The sequence below is a fragment of the Actinomadura vinacea genome (assembly GCF_039532545.1).
GTDB classification, from domain to species: domain Bacteria; phylum Actinomycetota; class Actinomycetes; order Streptosporangiales; family Streptosporangiaceae; genus Spirillospora; species Spirillospora vinacea.
In genome coordinates this window covers 782,824-805,395 of sequence record NZ_BAAARW010000012.1, presented here as the reverse complement: position 1 = coordinate 805,395, position 22,572 = coordinate 782,824, and the positions used below count along the sequence as shown (strand labels likewise).

The following is a 22,572-nucleotide window of genomic DNA, read 5'->3' as shown; positions in this document are numbered from 1 at the left end:
CCGACGAAGGAGACCGATGGGGGAGATCCGCGCGAGCACCGTGCTTCCGGCCCGGCGCGAGGCGATCACGCTGCACACGGCCGACGGGCTGGAACTGGTCGGCGAGCTGGCGCTGCCCGCCGACCGGCCGCCGGTGGCCACCCTGGTCTGCCTGCATCCGCTGCCGACGGCCGAGGGCATGATGGACAGCCACGTGCTGCGCAAGGCGTCGTTCCGGCTGCCCGCGCTGGCCGGCGTCGCGGTGCTGCGGTTCAACACGCGCGGGACGACGTCGGCGCACGGCACCAGCCAGGGCGAGTTCGGCGGCGGCGAGACCGAGCGGTTCGACGTGGCGGCGGCGCTGGAGTACGCCGAGTTCGGCGACCTGCCGCATCCCTGGCTGCTGGGCTGGTCGTTCGGGACGGAGCTGGCCCTGAAGTGGGGTCTCGACCCGCTGGTGGAGGGGGCGATCCTGCTGTCCCCGCCGCTGCACCGCGCCGGCGACGCCGACCTGGACGCCTGGGGCGGGGACGGGCGTCCCGTGGTGGCGCTGGTGCCCGAATTCGACGACTACCTGCGTCCCGCCGAGGCCAGGGAGCGGTTCAAGCGGATCCCGCAGGCCGAGGTGGTCGCGGTGGACGGCGCCAAGCACCTGTGGGTGGGGGAGCCGTACGTCCGGATCGTGCTCGACGAGATCGTCAAGCGGGTCGCGCCGCAGGCCTGGCCGCTCCCCACAGAATGGGACGGTCCACCAGCCAAAAGCCAATAAAGGGGTCGATAAACCGGAGCGACCGATCGCGGCCAGACCTCCCCGCCCGACCCCGATCACGGGTGACGATTGCGTAGCCGCCATGTGGACGGCAGCCGTTCGTGACCGCGGAGGGGGAGGGCCACGCCACCATGACCGTGCAGCTCTACGCGAGGGACATCGGTGCCGGAACACCGCTGGTGCTGCTGCACGCCTTCCCCCTGTCCTCGGCCATGTGGCTGGCGCAGCGCGAGGGCCTGGCCGGACGGTTCCGCGTGATCACACCCGACCTGCGCGGGTTCGGCGGCTCGGTGCTGGGCGACGATCCGCCCTCGGTCGACGCCATGGCCGACGACGTCGCACGGATGCTCAACCAGCTGGGACTGCCCCGCGCGGTCGTCGGCGGCCTGTCCATGGGCGGGTACGTCGCGATGGCGCTGTGCCGCCGCCACCCCGACCTGCTCCTCGGCCTCGTCCTGGCCGGGACCAAGGCCGCCGCCGACACCGAAACCGCCCGCGCCACCCGGATCCGCCAGGCCGAACGGCTCGAAGGGGACGGGGACGTCGCCGCCCTCATCGAGGAGGTGCTGCCGAACCTGGTCGGGCCCACCACCTTCCGGCAGCGGGCCCTGGTGTACGGGCGGGTGCGCGGTCTCGTCCAGTCGGCCCCGGCGGCCGCCGCCGCGTGGGCGCAGCGCGCCATGGCCGGGCGCGACGACTCGTTCGGGGCGCTGCGCGAGCTGCGGGTCCCGGCCCTGGTCATGGTGGGCGACGAGGACGTCATCGCCACCGAGGGCGACGCCCGCGCGATGGCCGAGGCGATGCCCAACGCCGAGCTGATGGTGATCCCGCGCGCCGGGCACCTGTGCGCCGTCGAGCAGCCGGACCTGTTCAACCAGGCCGTGGCCGAGTTCGCGACCGCCCTGGCCCGCGCCCCCCAGTGAGCGCTACAAGGTCTCCTGGCGCGGCATGAAGACCTCGCGGATCACCAGTGAGATGGCGGCGGCGGTCGGGATCGCCAGCAGCGCGCCGAGGACGCCCAGCAGCGCCGCGCCGACCAGCGCCGCCACCACCGTCACCGCGGGCTGCACGTCCACGGTGCGTTTCATGACCCGCGGATACAGCAGGTAGTTCTCCACCTGCTGGTAGATCATGTAGAAGACCAGGCAGCTGATCCCCTCCGGCAGCCCGGTGAGGAAGGCGACCAGCGTGACGATCACCGCGCCGATGGTCGCGCCGATCAGCGGGATCAGGTCGGTCACCGCCACGATCAGCGCCAGCGCCAGCGCGTACGGCACCCCGAGGATCTCCAGGAAGATGTAGCTGGAGACGCCGGCGATGAACGCGATGGTGAACTGGCCGGCCACGTACCCGCCGATCCGGTCCAGGATCTCGTCGCCCAGCAGCGCCACCCGGGCCCGCCGCGAGCGCGGCGCCAGCTGGTAGAAGAACGTCTTGATCTGCGGCAGCGAGCCCAGGAAGTACAGCGACAGGATCAGGATCGTCAGCGTCTGCACGGTGCCCGACAGCGCCTGCCGGCCGACCTCCAGGGCGCGCTCGGCGAGCGTCTGCTGGAAGTCCGGTTCGCTGATCTTCGCCTGCACCTGCTCCAGCAGCTTGTACCGCCGGTCCCACTCGGCGATCTTCGGGTTCTTCTGCAGCTGCTCGATGTACCCGGGAACGTTCCTGGTCAGCGCGGCTATCTGCTCGGTCAGCGGCGGCACCAGCGAGGCCACGAACCCGGCGAAGAACAGCACCACCATCAGGAACACCACGGTGACCGCCCAGCCGCGCGACAGCCCGATCCGCTTCAGCCGCTCCACCGCCGGGTTCAGCCCGACCGCCAGGAACATCGCCACCACGATCGTGATGATCACCGACTGCGCGTTGGCGGCGGCCCGGACCAGCAGCCACGCGGTGATGACGCCCAGCGCCCCGGTGAAACCGAACACGAACGGATGCGCGTTGCCCAGCGGCTGCCCGGGCCGTCCGAACGGGAACCGATGGTCGACCCCGGCCTCCCGCTTGCGCTGCTCGATGTCGTGCGCCGGATCAGGTGTGGCGGCAAGGACGGTGTCGTCGGTGACCGTGCCCGGGGACACCTTCCCGACGGGGACGGGCAACCGCTCGTCCGCGTCCTCCTTCTCCTCGCCTGCACCCTGCTGCGGCTCGGGAATGTCCTCGGGCGGCGGCACGTCCCCCAGACGCACCGAGCCCCCGGACACCACAGGCTGCTCGCTCTCCCGCCCAAGGGCCCCACCCCCGTCGCCAACAGGCACCGACGGCTGTGCGCCCTGTCGCGCCGGGATCTGAGCGTCGTCGGGCGGGGCCGGTGCCTGCCCAGCAGGTGTGGCCGATCCGGTCTGCTCAGAGGGCGTGCTTGGTGGAGCTTGTTCGGTGTCCGTAGCCGGCGAGGTCTTTTGTTCTGGGGTCTGGGCGTCGTCGGGCGGGGACGGAGCCTGCCCGGCAAGCACGGTCTGCTCGGCGGGCACGGTCTGCTCGGCGGGCACGGTCTGCTCGGCGGGCACGGTCTGCTCGGCGGGCACGGCCTGCTGGGCCTCGCGCGCGGGGGGCTTGTTGTCGGCGGGTGGGGACGGGGCGGGCACGGGAGGGTTCGGGTCGGCTCCCGTGTCGTCGGGAGGGGCAGGCCGGTCCTTGTCGGGGGTCTCGTCGGGCACGCCAGTCTCCTTGCTTCCATCTGTCCGGCCGCCGGCCGTGCCGTCGTGGACACGGAAAAGCCTAGAGGCAGTTGCCCACCTCTAGGCTTTTCGTTCGACCCGTACTCGGAACGACCCCGGGGCGGCGCTCAGCCGGCGGCCGGAGCCGGTCGTCTTACTCCTGCCACCAGTCCTCGTCGTCCTCCTCGGACTTCTTGGCCTGCGCGCCCTTGGCCGGTGCCGCGGCCTTCGCAGGAGCGGGCTGCTTGGCCTGCTGCTGCGGCTGGGCGGGCTTGGGCTCCGGGGACGACAGCGCGGGCTTCTCCGGCGGAGCGGTCAGCTCTTCGGCCCCCATTGACGGCGCCACGCCGCCGATCAGCTGGCGCAGCTGGTTGAGGTGGCTGGTGATGCTGTCGCGCTGGCGGGTGAGCTCGTCGACCTGGCGCTGCGCGGCGGTGCGGACCCGGTCGGCCTCGGCCTTGGTCTCGGCGAGCAGCTGCTCGGCCTGTGCCTTGGCCTCGGCGATGACCTGGTCGGAGTTCTTGCGCGCGTTGGCCATGAGCTGCTTGGCGTGCGAGTCGGCCTCGCGCCGGGTCTGCTCGGCCTGCTGGGTGGCCTTGGCTGCGCGCTGCTCGGCGGACGCGGCGCGCTGCTCGGCCTCGGCGACCAGCTTCTGGGTGGCGGCCTGCGCGGCGGCGTGCCGCTCGGCGTCCTGCCGGTCGGCCTCCTCCCGGCGGGCGGCCAGCTGGATCTCGAACTCGGCCTCGGCCTGGGCGCGCTGGGCCTCGCTCTCCTCCAGGATGCGCTGGGCCTGGGCCCGCATCTCGTCGGCCTGCCGCTTGGCCGTGGTGAGGATCTCGTCGCGCTCGCGCTTGGTCGAGGCGCGCAGCTGGGCGACCTCGCGCTCGGTCGTGGTGCGCAGCTTGGCGATCTCACGCTCGGCGCTGGCGCGCTTCTCGGCGACCTCGTGGTCGGCGGTGGCGCGCAGCTTGGCGACCTCGCGCTCGGTGGTGGAGGTCAGCTCGTCGGCCTCGCGGCGGGCCGAAGTGCGCACCTCCTCGGCCTCGCGCTCGGCCGCGTTGCGCATGTCATCGCCCTCGCGCTGGGCGGTGGCGCGCAGTTCGGAGGCCTCGTTCTCGGTGGCGGCGCGCAGTTCGGCGGCGTCGACCTTGGCCGCGGCCTTGATCTCGTTGGCCTCGGACCGGGCGGCCTGGACGAGCTCGGTGGCCTGCTCTTCGGCCAGCCGGAGCAGCTGCTCGATGCGGGCGCCGAGGCCGGAGTAGGTGGGCCGTTCCTGTTCCTGCAGCTGGCGGTGCGCGTCCGACAGCTCCCGCTGCAGGGCCTGGGTCGACTCGCGGGCCTGCCGGACCTCGTTGTCGAGCTGTTTGATGTGCTCGTCGACCTGGTGCCGGTCGTAGCCGCGGAGCACCACGTCGAACTCGCGTGGGGGCGTGTCTTCGAAGAAGTTGCTGAGCTGGGCGTCGATGTCGGACTGCATGTGGCTCAATCCTGATGTGACGGGGCTACGGGTGGTTCCGGGGACCGGTTGATCGCCTGGCTGGATCGGCGCACGGCCCCAGACCTCTTCCGGCGACAGAAGCGTACTCCGGGAGCTGCCTTGTTGGGGGCTCATCTTGACGCGCTGCGTATTTTGTCGTGTTTGCAAAGTCGCCGCTGAACTCAGCGGTGCCCGTCGGCGCCTCGCTCAAAAAGCACCAGACGTGCCCGAATCACTACACACCGGCGCTCACAAACCCGGCGGTCCGCCGTGTGATATCGAACACGTCACGATCCAGAGCCGTTCGGTCTTACCGCCCAAATCAAGATCGATGAACGCCTCGAACCGTGCGAAACCGGGCGGGCCGCGGCATCGGAGTCAGCCGGCCGAGTCAGACCCGGAAACGGCGCGGCGCCCCGGGCGCGGCCCGCCGCGCGATCAGGAGGTCGCCTTCTGGACCAGCTCGGTCAGCACGCCGTGGCAGTCCTTCGGGTGCAGGAAGGTGATCCGGGACCCCAGCGAGCCGCGGCGCGGGCTGTCGTACAGCACCCGCACGCCCTTGCCGGAGATGCCGTCCGCCTCCTCCTGGACGTCGCCGTCGGTGCCGAACGCGATGTGGTGGACGCCCTCGCCGTTCTTGGCCAGCCACTTGGCCACCGTCGAGTCGTCCCGGATCGGCTGGAGCAGCTGGATGTAGCTGGCCGCGCCGTCCCCGGTGTCGTTGATCCTCAGCATCGCCTCCCGGACGCCCTGCTCCTCGTTCACCTCGTAGTGCACGTCGCTGAAACCGTAGGTCTCCAGGTAGAACTCCACGGTCGCCTCCAGGTCGTGGCAGGCGATCCCGATGTGGTCGATGCGGGTCAGCATGGCGGTGTGCTCCTCACGGTGCGGGCTCCGGCGCGGCCGCCCCGTCGTCCAAAGGGACGGGGCGGCCATAATCGGGCTCGGTCGTCCTGGGTATCGTGGCAAACGTCGCCGCCGAACCTTTGTGGAGGCCCCCGTCATGACCGAACGATCGGTGATCGTCGCCGGAGCGCGTACCCCCATCGGCCGCCTGCTCGGCTCGCTGAAGGACTTCTCCGCGGTCGATCTGGGCGCGCACGCCATCCGGGCCGCGCTCGAGCGGGCGGGTGTCGCCGGCGACCAGGTGCAGTACGTGATCATGGGCCAGGTGCTGCAGGCCGGCGCCGGGCAGATCCCGTCCCGGCAGGCGGCGGTCAAGGCGGGCATCCCGATGAACGTCCCGTCGATCACGATCAACAAGGTCTGCCTGTCCGGGCTGGACGCCATCGCGCTGGCCGACCAGCTCATCCGGGCGGGCGAGTTCGACATCGTGGTGGCGGGCGGCATGGAGTCGATGACCGGTTCCCCGCACCTGATGCCCAAGTCCCGGGCCGGCTACAAGTACGGCTCGATCGAGGTGCTCGACCATATGGCCTACGACGCGCTCACCGACGCGTTCGACCACGTGTCCATGGGCGAGTCCACCGAGCGGTACAACGCGAAGCTGGGCATCAGCCGGGCCGAGCAGGACGAGTTCTCCGCCCGTTCGCACCAGCGCGCCGCCGCGGCCATCAAGAACGGCCTCTTCGACGAGGAGATCGCCCCCGTGGAGATCCCGCAGCGGCGCGGCGAGCCGGTGCTGTTCGCGACCGACGAGGGCGTGCGCGGCGACACCACCGTCGAGACGCTCGGCCGGCTGCGCCCCTCGTTCACCAAGGACGGCACCATCACGGCCGGGTCGTCCTCGCAGATCTCCGACGGCGCCGCGGCGGTCGTGGTCATGTCCAGGGCCAAGGCCGCGGAACTCGGGCTGAGCCCGCTGGCCGAGATCGGCGCGCACGGCAACGTCGCGGGTCCCGACAACTCGCTGCAGTCGCAGCCGTCCAACGCGATCGAGCACGCCCTGTCCAAGGAGGGCATCGGCGTCGGCGACCTGGACGTCATCGAGATCAACGAGGCGTTCGCGTCGGTCGGCGTCCAGTCGATGCGGGACCTGGGCGTCGGCCCGGAGAAGGTCAACGTGAACGGCGGCGCGATCGCGCTGGGCCACCCGGTGGGCATGTCCGGCGCCCGGATCGTGCTGCACCTGGCCCACGAGCTGAAGCGCCGCGGCGGCGGCACCGGCGCCGCGGGCCTGTGCGGCGGTGGTGGCCAGGGCGATGCGTTGATCCTTCGCTCAGTTTGATTTCGCGCGGCGGCGTCGTTCGCCGGGCCGGTCACCGGGTGGCGGTGCTCTGGACGGTCACCGTCTTGAAGCCCAGCGCCTTGAGCATGTTCTGCAGCATGAGCTTGGCGTTCTGGTCGGCGCGCTCGCGCAGCCCGCTCTCGGTCGCGGCGGACTGGATCTTCTGGCTCGCCAGCACGTACAGCTGCTGCTGGTTGTTGGGGTTGCCGCTGAAGAAGTCGCCCATGCGGTTGACCAGGCCGCGCTGCTGCTCGAAGACGTAGCTGCGCTTGGTGTCGAGGTTGGTGGCCTCCAGTTGCGCACGCGGCAGCCGCACGGTCGCGGCGGTGCGGTCGGCGTTCACGGTGACCGCGCCGGAGCCGAGCTTGGCGAAGTCCACGTAGGCGTCGACCGAGCCGTGCCCGACGAACAGAGTCCGGGAGCCGCGCACCGCGCCCGGCAGGAACCTGGCGTCCTTCTCCAGGTCCACGATGACCTGGAAGTTGCCGGAGGCGGACTCGAACCGGGCCAGGTCGCGGATGGACTGCAGCACGACCGGGCCGCTGCGGTCCTTGGTCTCCTCCTCGAACGGGTTGATCCAGTCCGGGAGCATGCGCATCGCCTGCTGCGCCGCGAGGACGACCGCCACGGTCAGCACGATCAGCACGGCGGAGGTTCGCAACCCCCGGCCTGGCATTCGCCGTCCCGGCGAAGCGGAGGACCCGGAGGAGGGCCCTGCGGCGTTCTCGGGGGACGTCTCGGGGGCGGCCTTGCGGGTGTCGGCGTCCTTCTGCTCAGAACGTGCCATGTGTACGGCATTCCCGGCGAATCGGCCGGGTCACCTTACCCGGTGGTTGCGGTCGGCTCGATGAACCGGACAGCACGGACGAACGGGACGGTCAACGGGCGCCGATCATGCCCGTGGCCTCACGTAACCCTGGAGAGGGACGTGTGAGCAGGGCCATACGGACGTTCGAAACCATTCCCGGGGGCCGGTACGTTGGCCTGCCGTGGACATCGTTCGTGCTCTCCGGATCGTCTCGATCGCCGAGGCGGTCTCCTTCCTCGTGCTGCTGCTGATCGCCATGCCGTTCAAGTACATGGCGGACACCCCCCAGCTCGTCCAGCTGGTGGGGCCGATCCACGGCGTCCTGTTCCTGGCGTACGTGGCGCTGGTCCTGGTCGGGCGGGGCGCGATGGGCTGGAACGCCGCACGCACGGTGCTCGCGTTGATCGCCAGCGTGCTCCCGGTGGCGCCGCTGCTGGTGGAGCGCCGCTGGATCAAGCCGGCCGAGGCCGAGCGGGCCCCGGCCTGACGGCTCTGCATGGCCGCGGCGGGCCTGGGGGGTCCCGTCGTGGCCATGCAGGGGATTCAGGCGGAGCCGCCGGCGGGCAGGCCGCCGGCGGGCAGGTGCCCGGTGTCCGGCCGTACCGGACGGGGTGAGGGCCGCGGCGCCTCCGCCGGGCGCGGCGCGACCACCGGCCGGAAGTCGCCCGGGCCGAGCGCGCAGCCGCGATAGCGCCCGTAGTTGGTCCGCAGCCAGTAACGCTTCTGCTCCTCGCTCCAGGCTTCGAACCGCTGCGCCGTCCGCTGGTCCGAGATCGCCGGCCGCGGCCCGCCGAGCAGCCACGCGTCGACGACGGCGCGGTACTCCAGGCGCCGCGACGGGCCGATCACCCCGGGCCCCCGGCCCGATTCGAGGGCGGTCGTCCCGGGGTCGGACGTTCCAGGCGTCCCGGGAAGCGGCCCCCACGCCCCAGCGTCGCCCTGGCATGCGCGGGAGTCCGTGAGCGCGTCCTTGATCTGACGCACGGCCCGCTCCACGTACCCCGGTGACAGCCGGCCGTCGAGGTGGATGGACGCCGTCCCCCCCGCCACGGCCACGGGCTCCACGGCCGGACGCTGAACCACCTGCGTGAACCCTCCCGGGGTGCCGCTCAGCCGGGTGGCCAGCGGTGTCGCCGCCGCCATCAGCGCGGGCAGCGCCGACCGCAGCGCCGGATGGACGCAGACCCGCAGCGGCCACTCCCGGCACGCCAGCGCGACCGGTGCCGGCGCGGCCGCGCTCCCGTCCGACGCGTGCAGCCGCGCCGTGGCGGACCCGGTCCCGGCCAGCGCGACCACCAGCGGGACGGCCACCACCACGCGCCGCGTCACCCACCCCACGTACGCCAGGATCAGCACCGCCGTCACCGCCAGCGCCCACAGCGTCTGATCGGCCAGGACGCGGCCGCGCAGCACGGTGAACGGCTCCACGTGATCGAGCACCGCGGGCGGCAGCAGGCTCCACCAGGACGCGCCCGGGACCCGCAGCGCCGCCCACGACCAGGTCGCCACCATGACCGCCGCCGCCGTCGCCGGCCGCGGGACCAGCCGTGCCGCCAGGTAGCCGATCACCACGTGCAGGACGAGCGCGGCCGCGCCCGCCAGGAAGCCCAGCGGGGACGGCCGTCCCGCCTCCTGCCGCAGCACCGTCTCCACGGTCACGACGGCCGTGACCGTGCCGTACGCGAACACCGCCGCCCCCGCCAGCAGGAGCAGGTCGAACAGCGCTCCGGTGGCGGGGGAGCGGGGGGAGAGGTCCCTGAGGTAGTTGAGACCTCGTTCGCGTACCGCGGCCCAGGCGGCCAGCCCCGCGGCGACGGGGCCGAGCAGCCGCACGGCGTTGATGAGCGCGACGACCGAGTTGTCCCAGTACGCGACGCCCGGGACCAGGGACAGCCAGACGAAGACGATCCCGATTCCCGTCAGCAGGGGAACCGCGACGAGCAGTGCCGCCCGCCGGGCGTCGAGGCGGAGCACCCGCCCCAGCTCAGACACCGGCGCCGCTCCCCGCGGGCCGCCGTCCCGCCTGGATCCGGGGCGGCCCGCACGGGGCCGGCGCCGTCGCGGGGACGGGCGCGAGCGGGGCCGGCGCGGTCTTCCAGACGATGGGGATCGAGGGGCCTTCGGGGATCATCGAGCTCGTGAGGGAGGCGGGGGCGGTGGGGTCGGCGGGGGTGGAAGCAGGTATCGGAGGAGGTAGAGGACCGTTCATCGCAATCGTCATGTAGGGCGTGGGGTCGGGTCTCATCGGATCCGGTGGGGTGCCTGGCGCGTCGGTGGGCCCGCGTCCCGGCCTCCTCTGGCGGGGCGTGCCCGGGGGCGGGCGGTACGGGTCCGGGCGGTACGGATCCGCGCCGTCCGGCCCAGGCGTACGGGGCGCGCGCCTGGACGAACGGTCTCGCACGGACTCGGAGGCCGGAGGCATTGACCCGTACGAGGAACCGGACCTGGGCTTGGGGATGGACCCGGACACGGGTCCGGGCATGGACGTGGACGTGGACGTGGACGTGGACGTGGACATGGACGCGGGTGCGGACGTGGACGTGGACGCGGACACGGATGCGGACACGGATGCGGACATGGACGCGGGCACGGACGCGGGGGCGGTGCCGGCGGTGAGGAGCCGGCCCGGAGCCCGCGACGGATGCTCGGCCGGGCGGTGCTCGGTCAGACGGCCCCGGGCGAGTGTGTAGACCTCCCGGCACCACGATGCGAGATGCTCCGGCCGCGCCGCCGAGACGACCACCGTGGGGGCCAGCGCCCGGATCAGCGGGATCAGCTCGGCGACCGCCGCCCGGTCCGCGGCACCGCGGCCCTCGTACAGCTCCTCCAGCGGATCGTCCAGGACGACCAGTTCGGGCCCGTGCACGCAGGCCGCCGCCAGCCCCGCCCGCAGCCGGACGTCCGGCGGCAGCAGCGCCAATTCCGTGCCGCCGGCATCCGCGACGTCCAGTCTTTTCATGATGTTCCGGGCCGCGGGAGCGCGCACCTTCTTGTAATAGGCCGCATACTCGACCAGTTCCTCTGCGGTCATGTTCTTGGCCCAGCGGAATCGGCCCGGCAGGAAACCGATACGCGCCCGTACGGCGCGCAAATCGGTGGCTTTGCCGATGTCGTGGCCGAGAATCCTCAGTGCGCCGGCATGCGGCCGACGCAATGTCGCGAACGTAGCCAATAGAGTGGATTTACCGACACCAGGTGGACCGGCCAGGCCGATCACGCCCTCGGCGATGCCGAAGGCCACCGGGCGCAGGAGCCACCGCCCCCCGCGGCGGACACCCATCCCTCGGGCCACGATCGCGGAATGCTCCGCGATCACTCATACCCCCCGTTGTTTCGTCATGCGCTTGCGGGCGACCCCGCGGGAACGCCGGCGGCCTTTTCTGCCCCGGCCGCGCCCCCGCTCCGGCCGGGATCGGACCGGGATCTCAGGCGAGCCCGGCGGCGCTCCTCTTTGCCGTCGCACCATGCATCGACATCGTGACTATAACCAGGCTTGGCGATTGCTGTCAGCCTTCTTTCTGCTCCCGCGCCATGCCGCGCGGATTCTTTGCCCGCACAGCGAAGACGTGAATTCCCAGGAATTGGCCGCTTGTGTCCGGACAGGCCGGAAAGCCGCAGCGGGCGAGAAAGCCGTCCCCGAACGGTCCGCCGCAGCCGCCACCGGCCGGGCCGGCGGCGCGCCCGTCCGCACCGCGCGCTCCGCTGGGAGCGGACCGGCGTACGGACAAGGGCGTTCATGAGGCAGGATGGACCCATGCCTTCTCGGGACTTTTCGTTGCACGGGGCCATTGATCTTGGGGCCCGACAGGCTGCCGCCAAGAAGCAGCAGGAGCGCCAGGCCAAAGGCGGTGCGGGCGCGGGCGGCGACAGCGGCGCGTACGTCGTCGACGTCACCGACCAGACCTTCAACACCGAGGTGGTGGAACGGTCGCGGACCGTTCCCGTACTCGTCGACTTCTGGGCCGATTGGTGCGGGCCGTGCAAACAGCTCGGCCCCATCCTGGAGAAGCTGGCCGACGAGGCCGCCGGCAAATGGATCCTCGCCAAGGTCGACATCGACGCCAACCCGGCGCTCGCCCAGTACATGCAGCAGATGGGCGTCCGCGGCATCCCGTTCGTCGCAGCCGTCGTCGGCGGGCAGCTCCTGCCCTTCCTGAACGGCGCCGCGCCCGAACCGCAGGTGCGCCAGGCCATCGACCAGCTCTTCGAAGCGCTGGCCAAGGAGGGCATCCTCCCCGAGGACGCCGGGCCCGAGGCGCAGGAGGAGCCGGGCCAGGCCCCCCTCGACCCGGTGTACGGCGCGGCCGAGGAGGCCCTGCGCAGCGGCGACCTCGACACGGCCAAGGCCGCGTTCCAGAAGATCCTCGAAGGCTCGCCGCAGGACACCGAGGCCAAGCGCGGCCTGGCCCTGGTCGACCTGAGCCTGCGGGTCGGATCGCTGGACGCCCAGTCCGTCATGCAGAAGGCCGCCGACCAGCCCGGCGACGTCCAGGCGCAGATCGAGGCGTCCGACATCGAACTGGTCTCCGGCCAGATCGAGGAGGCCTTCGACCGGCTCCTGTCAGCCGTCCGCCGCACCGCCGGCGACGACCGCGACGCCGCCCGCAAGCACCTCCTCAAGCTGTTCGAGGTCCTGCCGCCGGACGACCCCAGGGTCGGCAAGGCCCGCCGCGGCCTCCAGTCCGCCCTGTTCTGAGCCGCGCACGATCCGTGCGGCGACGGACCGCGAGAACGGGCATGATGGCGGTGTGAGCGCACACGTGGTGACGATCTCGGCCACGTTCGGCGCCGGCGGGAGCAGCATCGGGCCCGCCGTCGCCGACCGTCTCGGCCTGCCCTTCGTCGACCGCGCCGTCCCCGCCGCCGTCGCCGCGGAGATCGGCTGCACGCTGGAGGAGGCGCTCGCGCACGACGACCGCGCCGCCAGCGGGCTCGGCCGCATCCTCGCGGGCGCGGCACGGCTGCCCAGCGTCCCGCTGGGCGGCATGGACGTCTACCTCCCCGAGCGGACGATCGTCCCGGCGGAGGAGGAGTTCGTCACGCACACCGAGCAGGTCATCGGCCGGGCCGCCGACGGCGACGGCGGCGTCATCCTCGGCCGCGCGGGCGCCGTGCTGCTCGCCGACCGCCCCGGTGTCCTGCACGTTCGGCTCGACGGCCCCCGCGAACGCCGGCTGGCCCGCGCCCTCACCGAGGCGGAGGCGCAGGCCGGAACGCGAAGCGGGACGTCCCAGCGCCGGGTTGAGCGTATGCTCGACGACAATGACCGCGCCCGAGCGGCCTACGTGAAGCACTTTTACGGGGCCGATCCCGCCGATCCGCGGCTCTACCACCTCGTGATCGACACCACGAGGTTCACCGGGCCCGCAGCCGTGGAACTGATCACGACCGCGGCCCGGGCGCTCTGAGCCGCGGAGGAGCCGGGCGTCGGCCCCCCGCCGGCCGTCCCCGTGGGACGGTCCGCGCGGGACAAGGACGTACCCGGTAGCAGAGGGAGCAAGTCGTGGCCAGCGTGCCCAGCGTGTCGTACTCCATCACCGTCCGGCTGGAGGTCCCCGCCGGCGGCAAGGCCGTAAGCCAGATCACTCACGTGGTCGAGAACGCCGGCGGCATCGTCACCGCGCTCGACGTCAACACCGCCGGGCACGAGACGCTGCGCATCGACGTCACCATCGCCACCCGTGACACCGAGCACGCCGAGGCGATCGCCGCCGCCCTGGAGAAGCTCGACGCGATCCGGATCCACAAGGTCAGCGACCGCACCTTCCTCATGCACCTCGGCGGCAAGATCGAGATGCAGTCCAAGGTGCCGCTGCGCACCCGTGACGAGCTGTCCATGGCCTACACCCCCGGCGTCGCCCGGGTCTCCCTGGCCATCGCCCGCAACCCCGAGGACGTCCGCCGCCTCACGATCAAGCGCAACAGCGTCGCCGTGGTCACCGACGGCTCGGCGGTGCTGGGCCTGGGCAACATCGGCCCGGAGGCCGCGCTGCCCGTCATGGAGGGCAAGGCCGCCCTGTTCAAACGGTTCGCCGGCATCGACGCCTGGCCGATCTGCCTGGACACCCAGGACACCGACGAGATCGTCCGGACCGTCCAGATCCTCGCGCCCGCGTTCGGCGGCATCAACCTCGAGGACATCTCCGCCCCGCGCTGCTTCGAGGTCGAGGCCCGGCTGCGCGACCTGCTCGACATCCCGGTCTTCCACGACGACCAGCACGGCACCGCGATCTGCGTGCTGTCCGCGCTCACCAACGCGCTGCGCGTGGTCGGCAAGGACATCGGCGCCGTCCGCATCACCATGGCCGGCGCCGGCGCCGCCGGCAGTGCCATCCTGCGGCTGCTGATGCACGCCGGCGCCCGCGACCTGGTCGTCTGCGACTACAAGGGAGCGGTCCACCAGGGCCGCGACGACCTCGACGACTCGCTCCGCTGGATCGCCGACAACACCAACGCCGCCGGCTACGCGGGCGACCTGCGCGGCGCGGTCAAGGACGCCGACGTGTTCATCGGCGTCTCCGCCCCCGGCATCCTCACCGGCGACGACATCGCCACCATGAACGACGACGCCATCGTCTTCGCACTGGCCAACCCCGAGCCCGAGGTGTCCCCCGACGAGGCCCGCGAGCACGCCGCCGTCGTCGCCACCGGCCGCAGCGACTACCCCAACCAGATCAACAACGTGCTGGCCTTCCCCGGCGTCTTCCGAGGCCTGCTGGACGCCCAGGCGGACGGCGTCACCCAGGACATGCTCCTCGCCGCCGCCACCGCCCTCGCCGAGGTCGTGACCGACGACGAACTCGGCCCCAACTACATCGTCCCGAGCGTCTTCCACGCCGACGTGGCCCCACGCGTGGCAGGCGCCGTCCGCGAAGCCGCAGGCGGCCGCCCGAGAACCGAACTCTAGCCATCTGGGGGGCTGTGTTTATCTGGGGGGCGACCCCCCAGACCCCCACGCAAGGGACGCGCACCTCCTGCGCTCGCTGGCGCTCGCTCCGGAGGCACCCGCCCCTTGGCAGGGGGCTCCCGCCCCCCGCACCCCCCGGCTGGGGGGCTCCGCCTCCCCTCGTCCCCCCATCTCCTGGGGGCTTCGCCCCCTTGCCCCCCTTTACTGAGGGGCTGGGGCGGGGCGGGCCTCGGACGGGGGGTCAGTCGGTGTTCTTGCGGGCGAAGATCTGTTCGCGGCGGCGGGGCCAGATTCCGCCGTACCAGAAGATGATCACTCCGGTGATCATGGCGCCGGCGCCGGTGGCGGCTCGGGCCCACAGGAGGGTGCTGTCGGATCCGGTGCGCGGCAGTTCGTCGTCGGGCGAGTCGTTCGGGGCCGGGCTGGCGGCCCGGCGGCAGTTGGCGGTCAGCGTCCGCGAGCGTACCGGCTCGTTCCGCCAGGTCACCTGGACGCGGGTGCGGCGGTCCTCGCGCAGCGAGACCGAAGTGGTCCGGGTCGCGCCCGGGCCGATGCGTCCGGGCACCGCCCCGGTGTCGTCGTTCTTCTCGATCGCGTAGTCCTCGGTCCGTGAGCCGGTGTTCCGGACGGTGACCTCGACCGTCCGGTTGGAGCACCGGACCGAGCCGATCGTCACCTGAAACGGCTGCGCGGGTACGGGCGTCGTGCGGGTCCGCGTCGGGGACGGAGACGGGGACTTGGACGGGGACTTGGACGGGGACTTGGACGGGGAGCGGGTGGGCGAGTTGGTGCGCGTCGGCGACGGGCTCGCGGACGGTGAGGTGGTGGCGCCTTGGGGTGTGGCACCGTCGTCCGATGACATCGCGTTCGCCAGCGCGGGGACGGCGATCAGCGCCCCGATGACGAAGAACACGGCTGCGATGACGACCCTGGGCAACTGCATCGCGTTCCTCCCGGCTGGCCGCCCGCCGGTCCGCACCCGCGCGCGGTCGCTGTTCCTAGATCATTATTGACCCAGGCCCGTATTGTGCTCTGTACCCCGAAGAATGGGAACGCACAACAGGCTAACGAGTGGGGGGACGTGCCGCCGAAGCTCTCGGCAACGCATCATGGAATCCATGGAAGACGGCATCAGGGTGGGGCTTCTGCTGGTCGCGACCCCTCAACTGGAGGATCCCAACTTCAAGCGCAGCGTGGTCCTGCTGGTCGAGCACGATGCCGAGGGCGGAACGCTTGGAGTTGTCCTGAACCGGCCGACCGAGGTGCCGGTCGATCGGGTGCTGCCTCCCTGGGCCGAGCTGGTGACCGGGCCGTCCGTCGTCTTCCAAGGCGGGCCGGTGGCGCTCGACAACGCGCTCGCGCTGGCCAGGCTGCCGGGCGAGGACGAGCCGCTGGGCTGGCGGCCGCTGGACGGCGGCTCGGAGGTCGCCCGGGTCGGGCTGGTCGACCTGGACGCCCCGCCCGCGCTGCTGGCCCCCGAACTGCTCCAGTTGCGCGTGTTCGCCGGGTACGCGGGCTGGTCGGCGGGGCAGTTGCACTCGGAGATAGAGGAGGGCGCCTGGTACCTGGTGCCCGCCGAGGCCGGTGACGTCTTCGCGGGCGCCCCTGACCGGCTGTGGCAGGAGGTCCTGCGCCGGCAGGGCGGCGACCTGGCGTTCGTGTCGACGTTCCCGGAAGACCCGACGCTGAACTAAGGTGTGCCGACGCTGAACTATCGTGTGGGGCGAGGCGCGCTGCGCGCCGACGACGACATCTGCCAGGCGAGCGCGGCCGTCGGGCCGCCGGGGTGAGGAGACCGCATGAGCACCAAGATCCTTCCCGAGAGTGATACCCGGCCGGACCTCTCGCACGGCGACGGTGACCATGAGCGGTTCGCGCACTACGTGAAGAAGGCCAAGATCACCGAGAGCGCCGTGACCGGCACCCCGGTGATCGCGCTGTGCGGCAAGGTCTGGGTCCCCAACCGCGACCCGAAGAAGTACCCGGTCTGCCCGGAGTGCAAGGAGATCTACGAGTCCATGAAGCCCGGCGGCGGCGACAACAAGGACTGACCGTCCGGACCCGGGTCCCGGACGTGCGTTCCCGGGCCCGGTCGCCGGGGGTGAGCGTTCCGTCCCTCTTGGGTTCGGGGCGCTTCTGCATGGGCGGGTCGGCTGGCGGTCGCGGGCGGACCTGTTGTACGTCGGATGGGGCGGCGCGCCGGGATGAGGGCGGCCGCTGATTCCGCGGTCGCCGGCCGCGGAGTCGCGACGTTCTGAACTCGGGGGAGTCTCATGAGCCGGACCCTTGCGGTCTCACTGTGCGCTGTTTCGGTCACGATGTGTGCCCAATCAGGGGCGGTGCGTGACCGCGGAGTGGCCGTACGGCCCCAGGCCGTCCCGGCCGAGGAACGGCAGTGCGCCGGTGCTGCCGCCAGGACGGGCGTCCGCGGAAGGCACGGCCGCGACGCGCACGAGTTGGGCCGCGACCAGGTCATGGCGATGCTGGACGACCTCCGCCGGACACTGGCCCACCGCTACGGCACGGCGGACGAGACGATCGCGGCCGGACGGGCGACCGCGGGGCAGGGGGAGCGGCGCCCGGCCGGGCGGATCGTCGTACCCGTCTGGTTCCATGCCATCTCGGACGGGGCGACGGGACAGGTGTCGCGGACGAGGGCGCGCAAGCAGGTCAGCACGCTCAACCGTGCGTACGGCGGAGAGAAGGGCGGGGCCGACACGGGGGTCACCTTCAGGCTGGCCGGACACGACGTGCGATCGGAACGGAGGTGGTTCAGGGCACCGGAGCGGTACGAGCGCGACATGAAGCGGGCATTGCGCAAAGGAGGCGCCGGCACGCTCAACCTCTACACGGCGGCGGTCGGTTCCGACGTGCTCGGATTCTCCACGTTCCCGCAGTGGCTCCGGGAGGACCCGATGGCCGACGGCGTGGTGATCGACTACCGGACGCTGCCCGGCGGTTCGATCCGGCACTACGACCGCGGCTTCACGGCGGTGCATGAGATAGGCCACTGGCTGGGGCTCCTCCACACCTTCGAGAACGGCTGCGCGCCGCCCGGCGACGGAGTCGGCGACACCCCGTACGAGGCGCGGCCCGCCGACGGCTGCCCGCACGCCCGCAACACCTGCCGGCAGCAGGGGCGCGACCCTGTGCGCAACTTCATGAACTACGGCTGGGACGAGTGCATGCGCGAGTTCACAAAGGGCCAGGGCCTGCGCATACGCGCCTCCTGGGCCGCCTACCGCTCGCCGGGGCGACGGGGCGCGAACGGTCCGGATGAGGGCGGCGGGGCACGATCTGTCGGTGGGGCTCGGTAGCCTTCGATGACCGTGAGCACTTTCGCCGCATCGGACATGCCCCCCGCGTTCCCCGAGAGGGCCGCCTGGGGGACTGCGTCGTCCCTGCGCGCCTGGCAGCAGCAGGCGCTGGAGGCGTACTTCGGCAGCGACGGCACGCAGCCGGGCCCGCGCGACTTCCTCACCGTCGCGACCCCCGGCGCCGGCAAGACCACGTTCGCGCTGCGCCTGGCCAAGGAACTCCTCGACCGCCGGATCGTCGCCGCGATCACGGTGATCTGCCCGACCGAGCACCTCAAACGGCAGTGGGCGGAGTCGGCGTCCCGCGTCGGCATCCGGATCGACCCCGAGTTCCAGAACGCGCAGGGCCGGGTCGGCAAGGACTTCCACGGCATCGCCGTCACCTACGCGACCGTCGCCGCGCGGCCCGCGCTGCACCGCAACCGCACCGAGGCGCGCAAGACGCTGGTCATCTTCGACGAGGTGCACCACGCCGGCGACGGGCTGTCCTGGGGCGACGCGGTGCGCGAGGCGTTCGAGCCCGCCACCCGGCGGCTGTCGCTGTCCGGCACGCCGTTCCGCACCGACATCAACCCGATCCCGTTCGTCCTGTACGACGAGGGCCCCGACGGCATCCGCCGCAGCCGCGCCGACTACACCTACGGCTACGGCCCGGCGCTGACCGACGGCGTCGTCCGGCCGGTGATCTTCCTGGCGTACGCGGGCGAGATGCGCTGGCGCACCCGGGCCGGCGACGAGATCACCGCGACCCTCGGCGAACCCCTCACCCAGGACCAGACCGCCCAGGCGTGGCGCGCCGCGCTCGACCCCAAGGGCGACTGGATCAAGCAGGTGCTCGCCGCCGCCGACCGCCGGCTCACCGAGCTGCGCCGCGCCATCCCGGACGCCGCCGGCCTGGTGATCGCCACCGACCATGAGGCGGCCCGCGCGTACGCCAAGATGCTGCGCGCCGTGACCGGCCAGGGCGCCACCATCGTGCTGTCGGACGACCCCACCGCGTCCAAGAAGATCAAGCAGTTCGGCGAGACCGACGACCGCTGGATGGTCGCGGTCCGGATGGTGTCCGAGGGCGTCGACATCCCGCGGCTGTGCGTGGGCGTGTACGCCACCTCCACCAGCACCCCGCTGTTCTTCGCGCAGGCCATCGGGCGTTTCGTCCGGGCGCGCAAGCGCGGCGAGACCGCCTCGGTGTTCCTGCCGTCGGTGCCGACGCTGATGGGCCACGCCGCCGAGATGGAGACCGAGCGCGACCACGTCCTCGACCGTCCCGTCCGCGAGGACGGCCTCGACGACGACCTGCTCGCCGAGGCCAACCGGCAGCGCGACACCCCCGACGTGGGCGAGGAGCTGCCGTTCGAGACGGTCGAGGCGTCCGCCACCTTCGACCGGGTCCTGTACGACGGCGGCGAGTTCGGCATGCAGGCCGCGCCCGGCTCCGCCGAAGAGGAGGAGTACCTCGGCATCCCGGGCCTGCTGGAGCCCGAGCAGGTGTCGGCCCTGCTCCGCAAGCGGCAGGCCGAGCAGGTCAAGGCCGAACGCAAGCGCAAGACCGGCGACCCGCGCGCCGACCGCACCGCCGCCGAAGACCTGCACACCCTCCGCAAGGAGCTGAACGGCCTGGTCGGCGCCTGGAACCATCGCACCGGGCAGCCGCACGGCGTGATCCACAGCGAGCTGCGCCGCAGCTGCGGCGGCCCCGCCATCGCGCAGGCGTCCGCGGACGACATCCGCAAGCGCATCGCCAAGATCCGCGAATGGGCCGCCCGCCGCGGATCATGACCACCCCGACCTGCACATCCGCATGATTGTCGGCGACAATCGATGGCGTCCGGATGCAGGATCAGGGAATCATGGAGCCGTGGAACGGATGCGGGGTTGGCCGGTCACGCTGACCGAAGGCCCGGTGGGGCTACGGCCGCTGCGGCATCGGGACGCCGCGACCTGGCGCGATCTGCGGGTCCGCAACGCCGAGTGGCTGCGCCCCTGGGAGCCGACCAACCCCGAGACGCCGCTGTTCCGCAGCGGCCTCGGCCCGTACCTCAGCATGGTCTACACGATGCGGCACGAGGCGCGGCAGGGGCTGGCGCTGCCTTGGGTCGTCACCTACGAGGGCGATTTCGTCGGCCAGCTGACCATCGGTGCGATCGTGTGGGGCTCGGCCCGGTCCGCGCAGATCGGCTACTGGGTGGATCGGCAGGTCGCCGGACGCGGCGTGATACCGACCGCCGTGGCGATGGCGGTCGATCACTGTTTCTTCACCGTGGGGCTGCACCGGGTCGAGGCCAATATTCGCCCGGAGAACACCGCCAGCCGCCGGGTCGTGGAGAAACTCCGTTTCCGGGAAGAGGGAATTCGGCGCCGCCATCTGCACATCGACGGCGCCTGGCGCGACCACATCTGCTACGCCCTGACCGTCGAGGACGTCCCCGGTGGCCTGCGCTCTCGCTGGCTCGCCGACAGTAGCCGGGCATTTCCGCGACCGTCTTCGTGACCTTGACTTTCCCTCGTTAGAATCCTGCGAACGAGAAGAGCCGGCAAACGGAGAGTAACCCCGGGATCGATCTCGCGACACACCGCCCCTTATGCTCGTCAACCTCTGACAGCGGCTCGTACCGTGCGGGGCGTGACCCTGCTCCCATTGCACGTGCGCGCGCCGAAAGTCGGCCCGCCCTTGGCCCCGGCGGTGGGCCGGTGAGCAGTGCTGTCCTTTACCTGGCCATCGTCGCGGTGTGGGCCGTCGTCCTGGTGCCCATGTGGCTGCGCCGCGACTCCGAGTCCTCCGGCTTTTCCCGCCTGCTCGGCAAGCGCGGCGAGGAGGAGGAGCTCGACGAGCCGGAGGAGCCGGCCGGAGCACCGGCCCCGGCACGGCGCCGCTCCGGCCGCGCCGCCGTCATCGCCCGGCGCCGCCGCCGCACGTCCGGCCTGACGCTCCTGCTGGCCACTTCCATCGCCGTCGTCGCGGCCGGCTACGCCCCCTGGTGGATCGCCCTGCCCCCGACCCTCCTCCTGGCGGCCCACCTGACGCTCCTGCGCGTCGCCGTGGGCATGGACACCACCCGCCGCCAGGAACGCCGCGCCCGCGCCCAGGAGGCCCGCAGAGCCGCCGCCCAGCAGCCCCAGGCCGAGATCATCGAACTGTCCGCCCCGGCCGAGGAGGAAGTCTTCGACCAGTACGCCGACGACCGCCGCGCCGTCGGCGAATAACCGGTGCGCGAGCACCCCCTGGAGTTTGCTAACCTAGCGGAGTCCTTGGGGCTGTAGCGCAGTCCGGTAGCGCACCTCGTTCGCATCGAGGGGGTCAGGGGTTCAAATCCCCTCAGCTCCACCCAGGGCCGTTTCTCGAGACGGCCTGAGAGCGGTTGACGAGATCCCGTCCGATCATCTTGATCGGGCGGGATCTCGCTTTTGGGCAGGTGGAGTGATCTTCGGGTGGGCTCAATCGGGGCTGCGAGACGAGCCGCAGGCCGGGCGGCGTCCCTCAGGGACCGCGCCGGTCGTGCGAGCTCGCGATCGGCAGGCTCGGTGTCGTCGGCTCGGGGAGCGCCCTCGGCGCCGTGGTCACAGATCGAGGACGACCTTGCCCGGGACGCGGCGGGCGAGCAGGGATTCGGCTGCTTCGAGGGCATTGTCCCAGGGGCCTCGCCAGCCGATCTGCGGATCTAGGCCGCCCCTCCGCAGGAGGTGCACGAGGTAGACCAGGTCGTCGCCGAGTGGGGTGGTGAGGTTGAAGGTCTCCAATCGGCCTCGGTCGACGCGCGTGCGCGCCTCCTCGAAGTCGATCAGCGTCGGCTCACGCGAAGCCATGCCGATGGCCTGGACGATCCCCCCGTTCTCCAACTGGTTGTAGGCCTGCGCGAGTTGCGGTCCGCCGACGTTGTCCAGCACGCCGTACACCCGGCCGGACACCTCCGACGGGCCGAAGACGATCTCTGCGGCGCCGAGTTCGCGTAGACCTTCGCCGCGGGCAGGGCCGCCGACGGAGGCGATGACGTGCGCGCCGGCGCGGGCGGCGAGCTGCACCGCATACCGTCCGACGCCTCCGGACGCGCCGGTGACCAGCACCCGGCGGCCGATCAGCGGCCCCAGCCGCCGGACCGCCTGCAGTGCGGTGGCTCCGGCGACCGGAAGCGCGGCGGCCTGGCCCAGGTCGACGCTTTCGGGCACGACGGCCAGGTCGCCGGTGTCCACGGCCCGCAGTTCGGCCCAGGCACCCGACCAGCCGAAGGTGACCACGCGGCTGCCGACCGCGGGCCCGGATCCGTCGGCGGCGGCCTGGACCACCACCCCGGCGGCGTCCCAGCCGGGGACGTGTCCCGCTGGCCCGCCGCCGGGTCTGAAGGCGATTTCGCCGAAATTGAACGAGACGGCGGCCACCCGGACCAGCACCTGAGAGGGCGTGGGCGCCGGGTCGGGGGCGAGGCCGAGGCGAAGGCGGTGAGGTACTTGCGGGTCGTAGACCAAGGCTTGCAT

21 protein-coding genes and 1 tRNA gene are annotated in these 22,572 nt (G+C 71.9%); 14 read left to right on the top strand and 8 right to left on the bottom strand.

Going from position 1 to position 22,572, the window contains the following annotated elements:
- The first annotated feature begins 16 nt into the window (after positions 1-16).
- Together ABD340_RS18990 and ABD340_RS18985 are read left to right on the top strand one after the other, a co-directional pair.
- On the top strand, positions 17-748 hold the full coding sequence (locus tag ABD340_RS18990; protein ID WP_344590309.1) for an alpha/beta hydrolase: 732 nt from the start codon (positions 17-19) through the stop codon (positions 746-748).
- A 101-nt stretch (positions 749-849) separates the two neighbouring features.
- Positions 850-1,671, top strand: a complete 822-nt coding sequence (locus ABD340_RS18985; protein WP_344590308.1) for an alpha/beta fold hydrolase — start codon at positions 850-852, stop codon at positions 1,669-1,671.
- 3 nt (positions 1,672-1,674) lie between these two features.
- Here the strand turns inward: ABD340_RS18985 and ABD340_RS18980 are convergent, their stop codons facing one another.
- From ABD340_RS18980 to mce, 3 genes are all read right to left on the bottom strand, one after another.
- Complete coding sequence (locus ABD340_RS18980; protein WP_344590307.1) at positions 1,675-3,405, bottom strand: AI-2E family transporter; 1,731 nt, start codon at positions 3,403-3,405, stop codon at positions 1,675-1,677.
- 154 nt (positions 3,406-3,559) lie between these two features.
- Positions 3,560-4,882: a DivIVA domain-containing protein gene (locus ABD340_RS18975; RefSeq protein WP_344590306.1), complete on the bottom strand. Its 1,323-nt coding sequence runs from the start codon at positions 4,880-4,882 to the stop codon at positions 3,560-3,562.
- 438 nt (positions 4,883-5,320) lie between these two features.
- Positions 5,321-5,749 carry a methylmalonyl-CoA epimerase gene (gene mce / locus ABD340_RS18970; protein ID WP_344590305.1) on the bottom strand — a complete coding sequence of 143 codons (429 nt, stop codon included), beginning with the start codon at positions 5,747-5,749 and terminating at the stop codon, positions 5,321-5,323.
- Positions 5,750-5,885: 136 nt separating this feature from the next.
- Between mce and ABD340_RS18965 the strand changes: the two genes are divergently transcribed.
- Positions 5,886-7,070 (top strand): acetyl-CoA C-acetyltransferase, encoded by a 1,185-nt coding sequence (locus ABD340_RS18965; RefSeq protein ID WP_344590304.1) that lies wholly within the window; start codon positions 5,886-5,888, stop codon positions 7,068-7,070.
- Positions 7,071-7,101: 31 nt separating this feature from the next.
- Here ABD340_RS18965 and ABD340_RS18960 read toward each other — a convergent pair whose 3' ends face one another.
- The gene (locus ABD340_RS18960; RefSeq protein ID WP_344590303.1) at positions 7,102-7,857 is read right to left on the bottom strand and encodes a DUF4230 domain-containing protein; all 756 of its coding nucleotides are present in this window, start codon (positions 7,855-7,857) and stop codon (positions 7,102-7,104) included.
- 202 nt (positions 7,858-8,059) lie between these two features.
- On the opposite strand from ABD340_RS18960, the gene ABD340_RS18955 reads away from it, so the two are divergent.
- Positions 8,060-8,365 carry a DUF3817 domain-containing protein gene (locus tag ABD340_RS18955; RefSeq protein ID WP_344590302.1) on the top strand — a complete coding sequence of 102 codons (306 nt, stop codon included), beginning with the start codon at positions 8,060-8,062 and terminating at the stop codon, positions 8,363-8,365.
- Positions 8,366-8,421: 56 nt separating this feature from the next.
- Here the strand turns inward: ABD340_RS18955 and ABD340_RS18950 are convergent, their stop codons facing one another.
- Positions 8,422-9,870, bottom strand: coding sequence for a hypothetical protein (locus tag ABD340_RS18950; RefSeq protein WP_344590301.1), 1,449 nt, complete (start codon positions 9,868-9,870; stop codon positions 8,422-8,424).
- Positions 9,863-11,158 carry an ATP-binding cassette domain-containing protein gene (locus tag ABD340_RS18945; protein ID WP_344590742.1) on the bottom strand — a complete coding sequence of 432 codons (1,296 nt, stop codon included), beginning with the start codon at positions 11,156-11,158 and terminating at the stop codon, positions 9,863-9,865. The genes ABD340_RS18950 and ABD340_RS18945 overlap by 8 nt, the downstream gene beginning before the upstream one ends.
- Positions 11,159-11,653: 495 nt before the next feature.
- Between ABD340_RS18945 and ABD340_RS18940 the strand changes: the two genes are divergently transcribed.
- The 3 genes from ABD340_RS18940 (at position 11,654) to ABD340_RS18930 (ending at position 14,785) form a co-directional block, all read left to right on the top strand.
- Entirely contained in the window at positions 11,654-12,574 is a 921-nt protein-coding gene (locus tag ABD340_RS18940; protein WP_344590300.1) for a tetratricopeptide repeat protein, read from the top strand.
- A gap of 52 nt (positions 12,575-12,626) precedes the next feature.
- The gene (locus ABD340_RS18935; protein ID WP_344590299.1) at positions 12,627-13,286 is read left to right on the top strand and encodes a cytidylate kinase-like family protein; all 660 of its coding nucleotides are present in this window, start codon (positions 12,627-12,629) and stop codon (positions 13,284-13,286) included.
- A 95-nt stretch (positions 13,287-13,381) separates the two neighbouring features.
- On the top strand, positions 13,382-14,785 hold the full coding sequence (locus tag ABD340_RS18930; protein ID WP_344590298.1) for an NAD-dependent malic enzyme: 1,404 nt from the start codon (positions 13,382-13,384) through the stop codon (positions 14,783-14,785).
- A gap of 241 nt (positions 14,786-15,026) precedes the next feature.
- Here the strand turns inward: ABD340_RS18930 and ABD340_RS18925 are convergent, their stop codons facing one another.
- The gene (locus tag ABD340_RS18925) at positions 15,027-15,728 is read right to left on the bottom strand and encodes a hypothetical protein (RefSeq protein ID WP_344590297.1); all 702 of its coding nucleotides are present in this window, start codon (positions 15,726-15,728) and stop codon (positions 15,027-15,029) included.
- Positions 15,729-15,903: 175 nt separating this feature from the next.
- On the opposite strand from ABD340_RS18925, the gene ABD340_RS18920 reads away from it, so the two are divergent.
- The 7 genes from ABD340_RS18920 to ABD340_RS18890 all read left to right on the top strand — a co-directional run bounded on the left by ABD340_RS18920 (position 15,904) and on the right by ABD340_RS18890 (position 21,427).
- Complete coding sequence (locus tag ABD340_RS18920) at positions 15,904-16,479, top strand: YqgE/AlgH family protein (protein ID WP_344590296.1); 576 nt, start codon at positions 15,904-15,906, stop codon at positions 16,477-16,479.
- 105 nt (positions 16,480-16,584) lie between these two features.
- A complete protein-coding gene (locus tag ABD340_RS18915; RefSeq protein WP_344590295.1) occupies positions 16,585-16,836 on the top strand; it encodes a DUF3039 domain-containing protein in 252 nt (83 codons plus the stop codon).
- Positions 16,837-17,124: 288 nt separating this feature from the next.
- Entirely contained in the window at positions 17,125-18,102 is a 978-nt protein-coding gene (locus ABD340_RS18910) for a zinc metalloprotease (protein ID WP_344590294.1), read from the top strand.
- A gap of 36 nt (positions 18,103-18,138) precedes the next feature.
- Positions 18,139-19,881 (top strand): DEAD/DEAH box helicase, encoded by a 1,743-nt coding sequence (locus ABD340_RS18905; RefSeq protein ID WP_344590740.1) that lies wholly within the window; start codon positions 18,139-18,141, stop codon positions 19,879-19,881.
- Positions 19,882-19,969: 88 nt separating this feature from the next.
- Positions 19,970-20,593 (top strand): GNAT family N-acetyltransferase, encoded by a 624-nt coding sequence (locus ABD340_RS18900; protein ID WP_344590293.1) that lies wholly within the window; start codon positions 19,970-19,972, stop codon positions 20,591-20,593.
- A gap of 200 nt (positions 20,594-20,793) precedes the next feature.
- On the top strand, positions 20,794-21,306 hold the full coding sequence (locus ABD340_RS18895; protein WP_344590292.1) for a hypothetical protein: 513 nt from the start codon (positions 20,794-20,796) through the stop codon (positions 21,304-21,306).
- A 47-nt stretch (positions 21,307-21,353) separates the two neighbouring features.
- Positions 21,354-21,427: transfer RNA gene (locus ABD340_RS18890), tRNA-Ala, on the top strand.
- Between the two features lie 233 nt (positions 21,428-21,660).
- Here ABD340_RS18890 and ABD340_RS18885 read toward each other — a convergent pair.
- On the bottom strand, positions 21,661-22,572 hold the full coding sequence (locus ABD340_RS18885) for a zinc-binding dehydrogenase (protein WP_344590291.1): 912 nt from the start codon (positions 22,570-22,572) through the stop codon (positions 21,661-21,663).

Coding starts and splice junctions, on each gene's coding strand:
- ABD340_RS18905 (WP_344590740.1), top strand. CDS start 18,139: ATGCCCCCCGCGTTCCCCGAGAGGGCCGCCTGGGGGACTGCGTCGTCC.
- ABD340_RS18885 (WP_344590291.1), bottom strand. CDS start 22,572: ATGCAAGCCTTGGTCTACGACCCGCAAGTACCTCACCGCCTTCGCCTC.
- ABD340_RS18945 (WP_344590742.1), bottom strand. CDS start 11,158: ATGGGTGTCCGCCGCGGGGGGCGGTGGCTCCTGCGCCCGGTGGCCTTC.
- ABD340_RS18965 (WP_344590304.1), top strand. CDS start 5,886: ATGACCGAACGATCGGTGATCGTCGCCGGAGCGCGTACCCCCATCGGC.
- ABD340_RS18915 (WP_344590295.1), top strand. CDS start 16,585: ATGAGCACCAAGATCCTTCCCGAGAGTGATACCCGGCCGGACCTCTCG.
- ABD340_RS18900 (WP_344590293.1), top strand. CDS start 19,970: ATGCGGGGTTGGCCGGTCACGCTGACCGAAGGCCCGGTGGGGCTACGG.
- ABD340_RS18960 (WP_344590303.1), bottom strand. CDS start 7,857: ATGGCACGTTCTGAGCAGAAGGACGCCGACACCCGCAAGGCCGCCCCC.
- ABD340_RS18975 (WP_344590306.1), bottom strand. CDS start 4,882: ATGCAGTCCGACATCGACGCCCAGCTCAGCAACTTCTTCGAAGACACG.
- ABD340_RS18925 (WP_344590297.1), bottom strand. CDS start 15,728: ATGCAGTTGCCCAGGGTCGTCATCGCAGCCGTGTTCTTCGTCATCGGG.
- ABD340_RS18990 (WP_344590309.1), top strand. CDS start 17: ATGGGGGAGATCCGCGCGAGCACCGTGCTTCCGGCCCGGCGCGAGGCG.
- mce (WP_344590305.1), bottom strand. CDS start 5,749: ATGCTGACCCGCATCGACCACATCGGGATCGCCTGCCACGACCTGGAG.
- ABD340_RS18920 (WP_344590296.1), top strand. CDS start 15,904: ATGGAAGACGGCATCAGGGTGGGGCTTCTGCTGGTCGCGACCCCTCAA.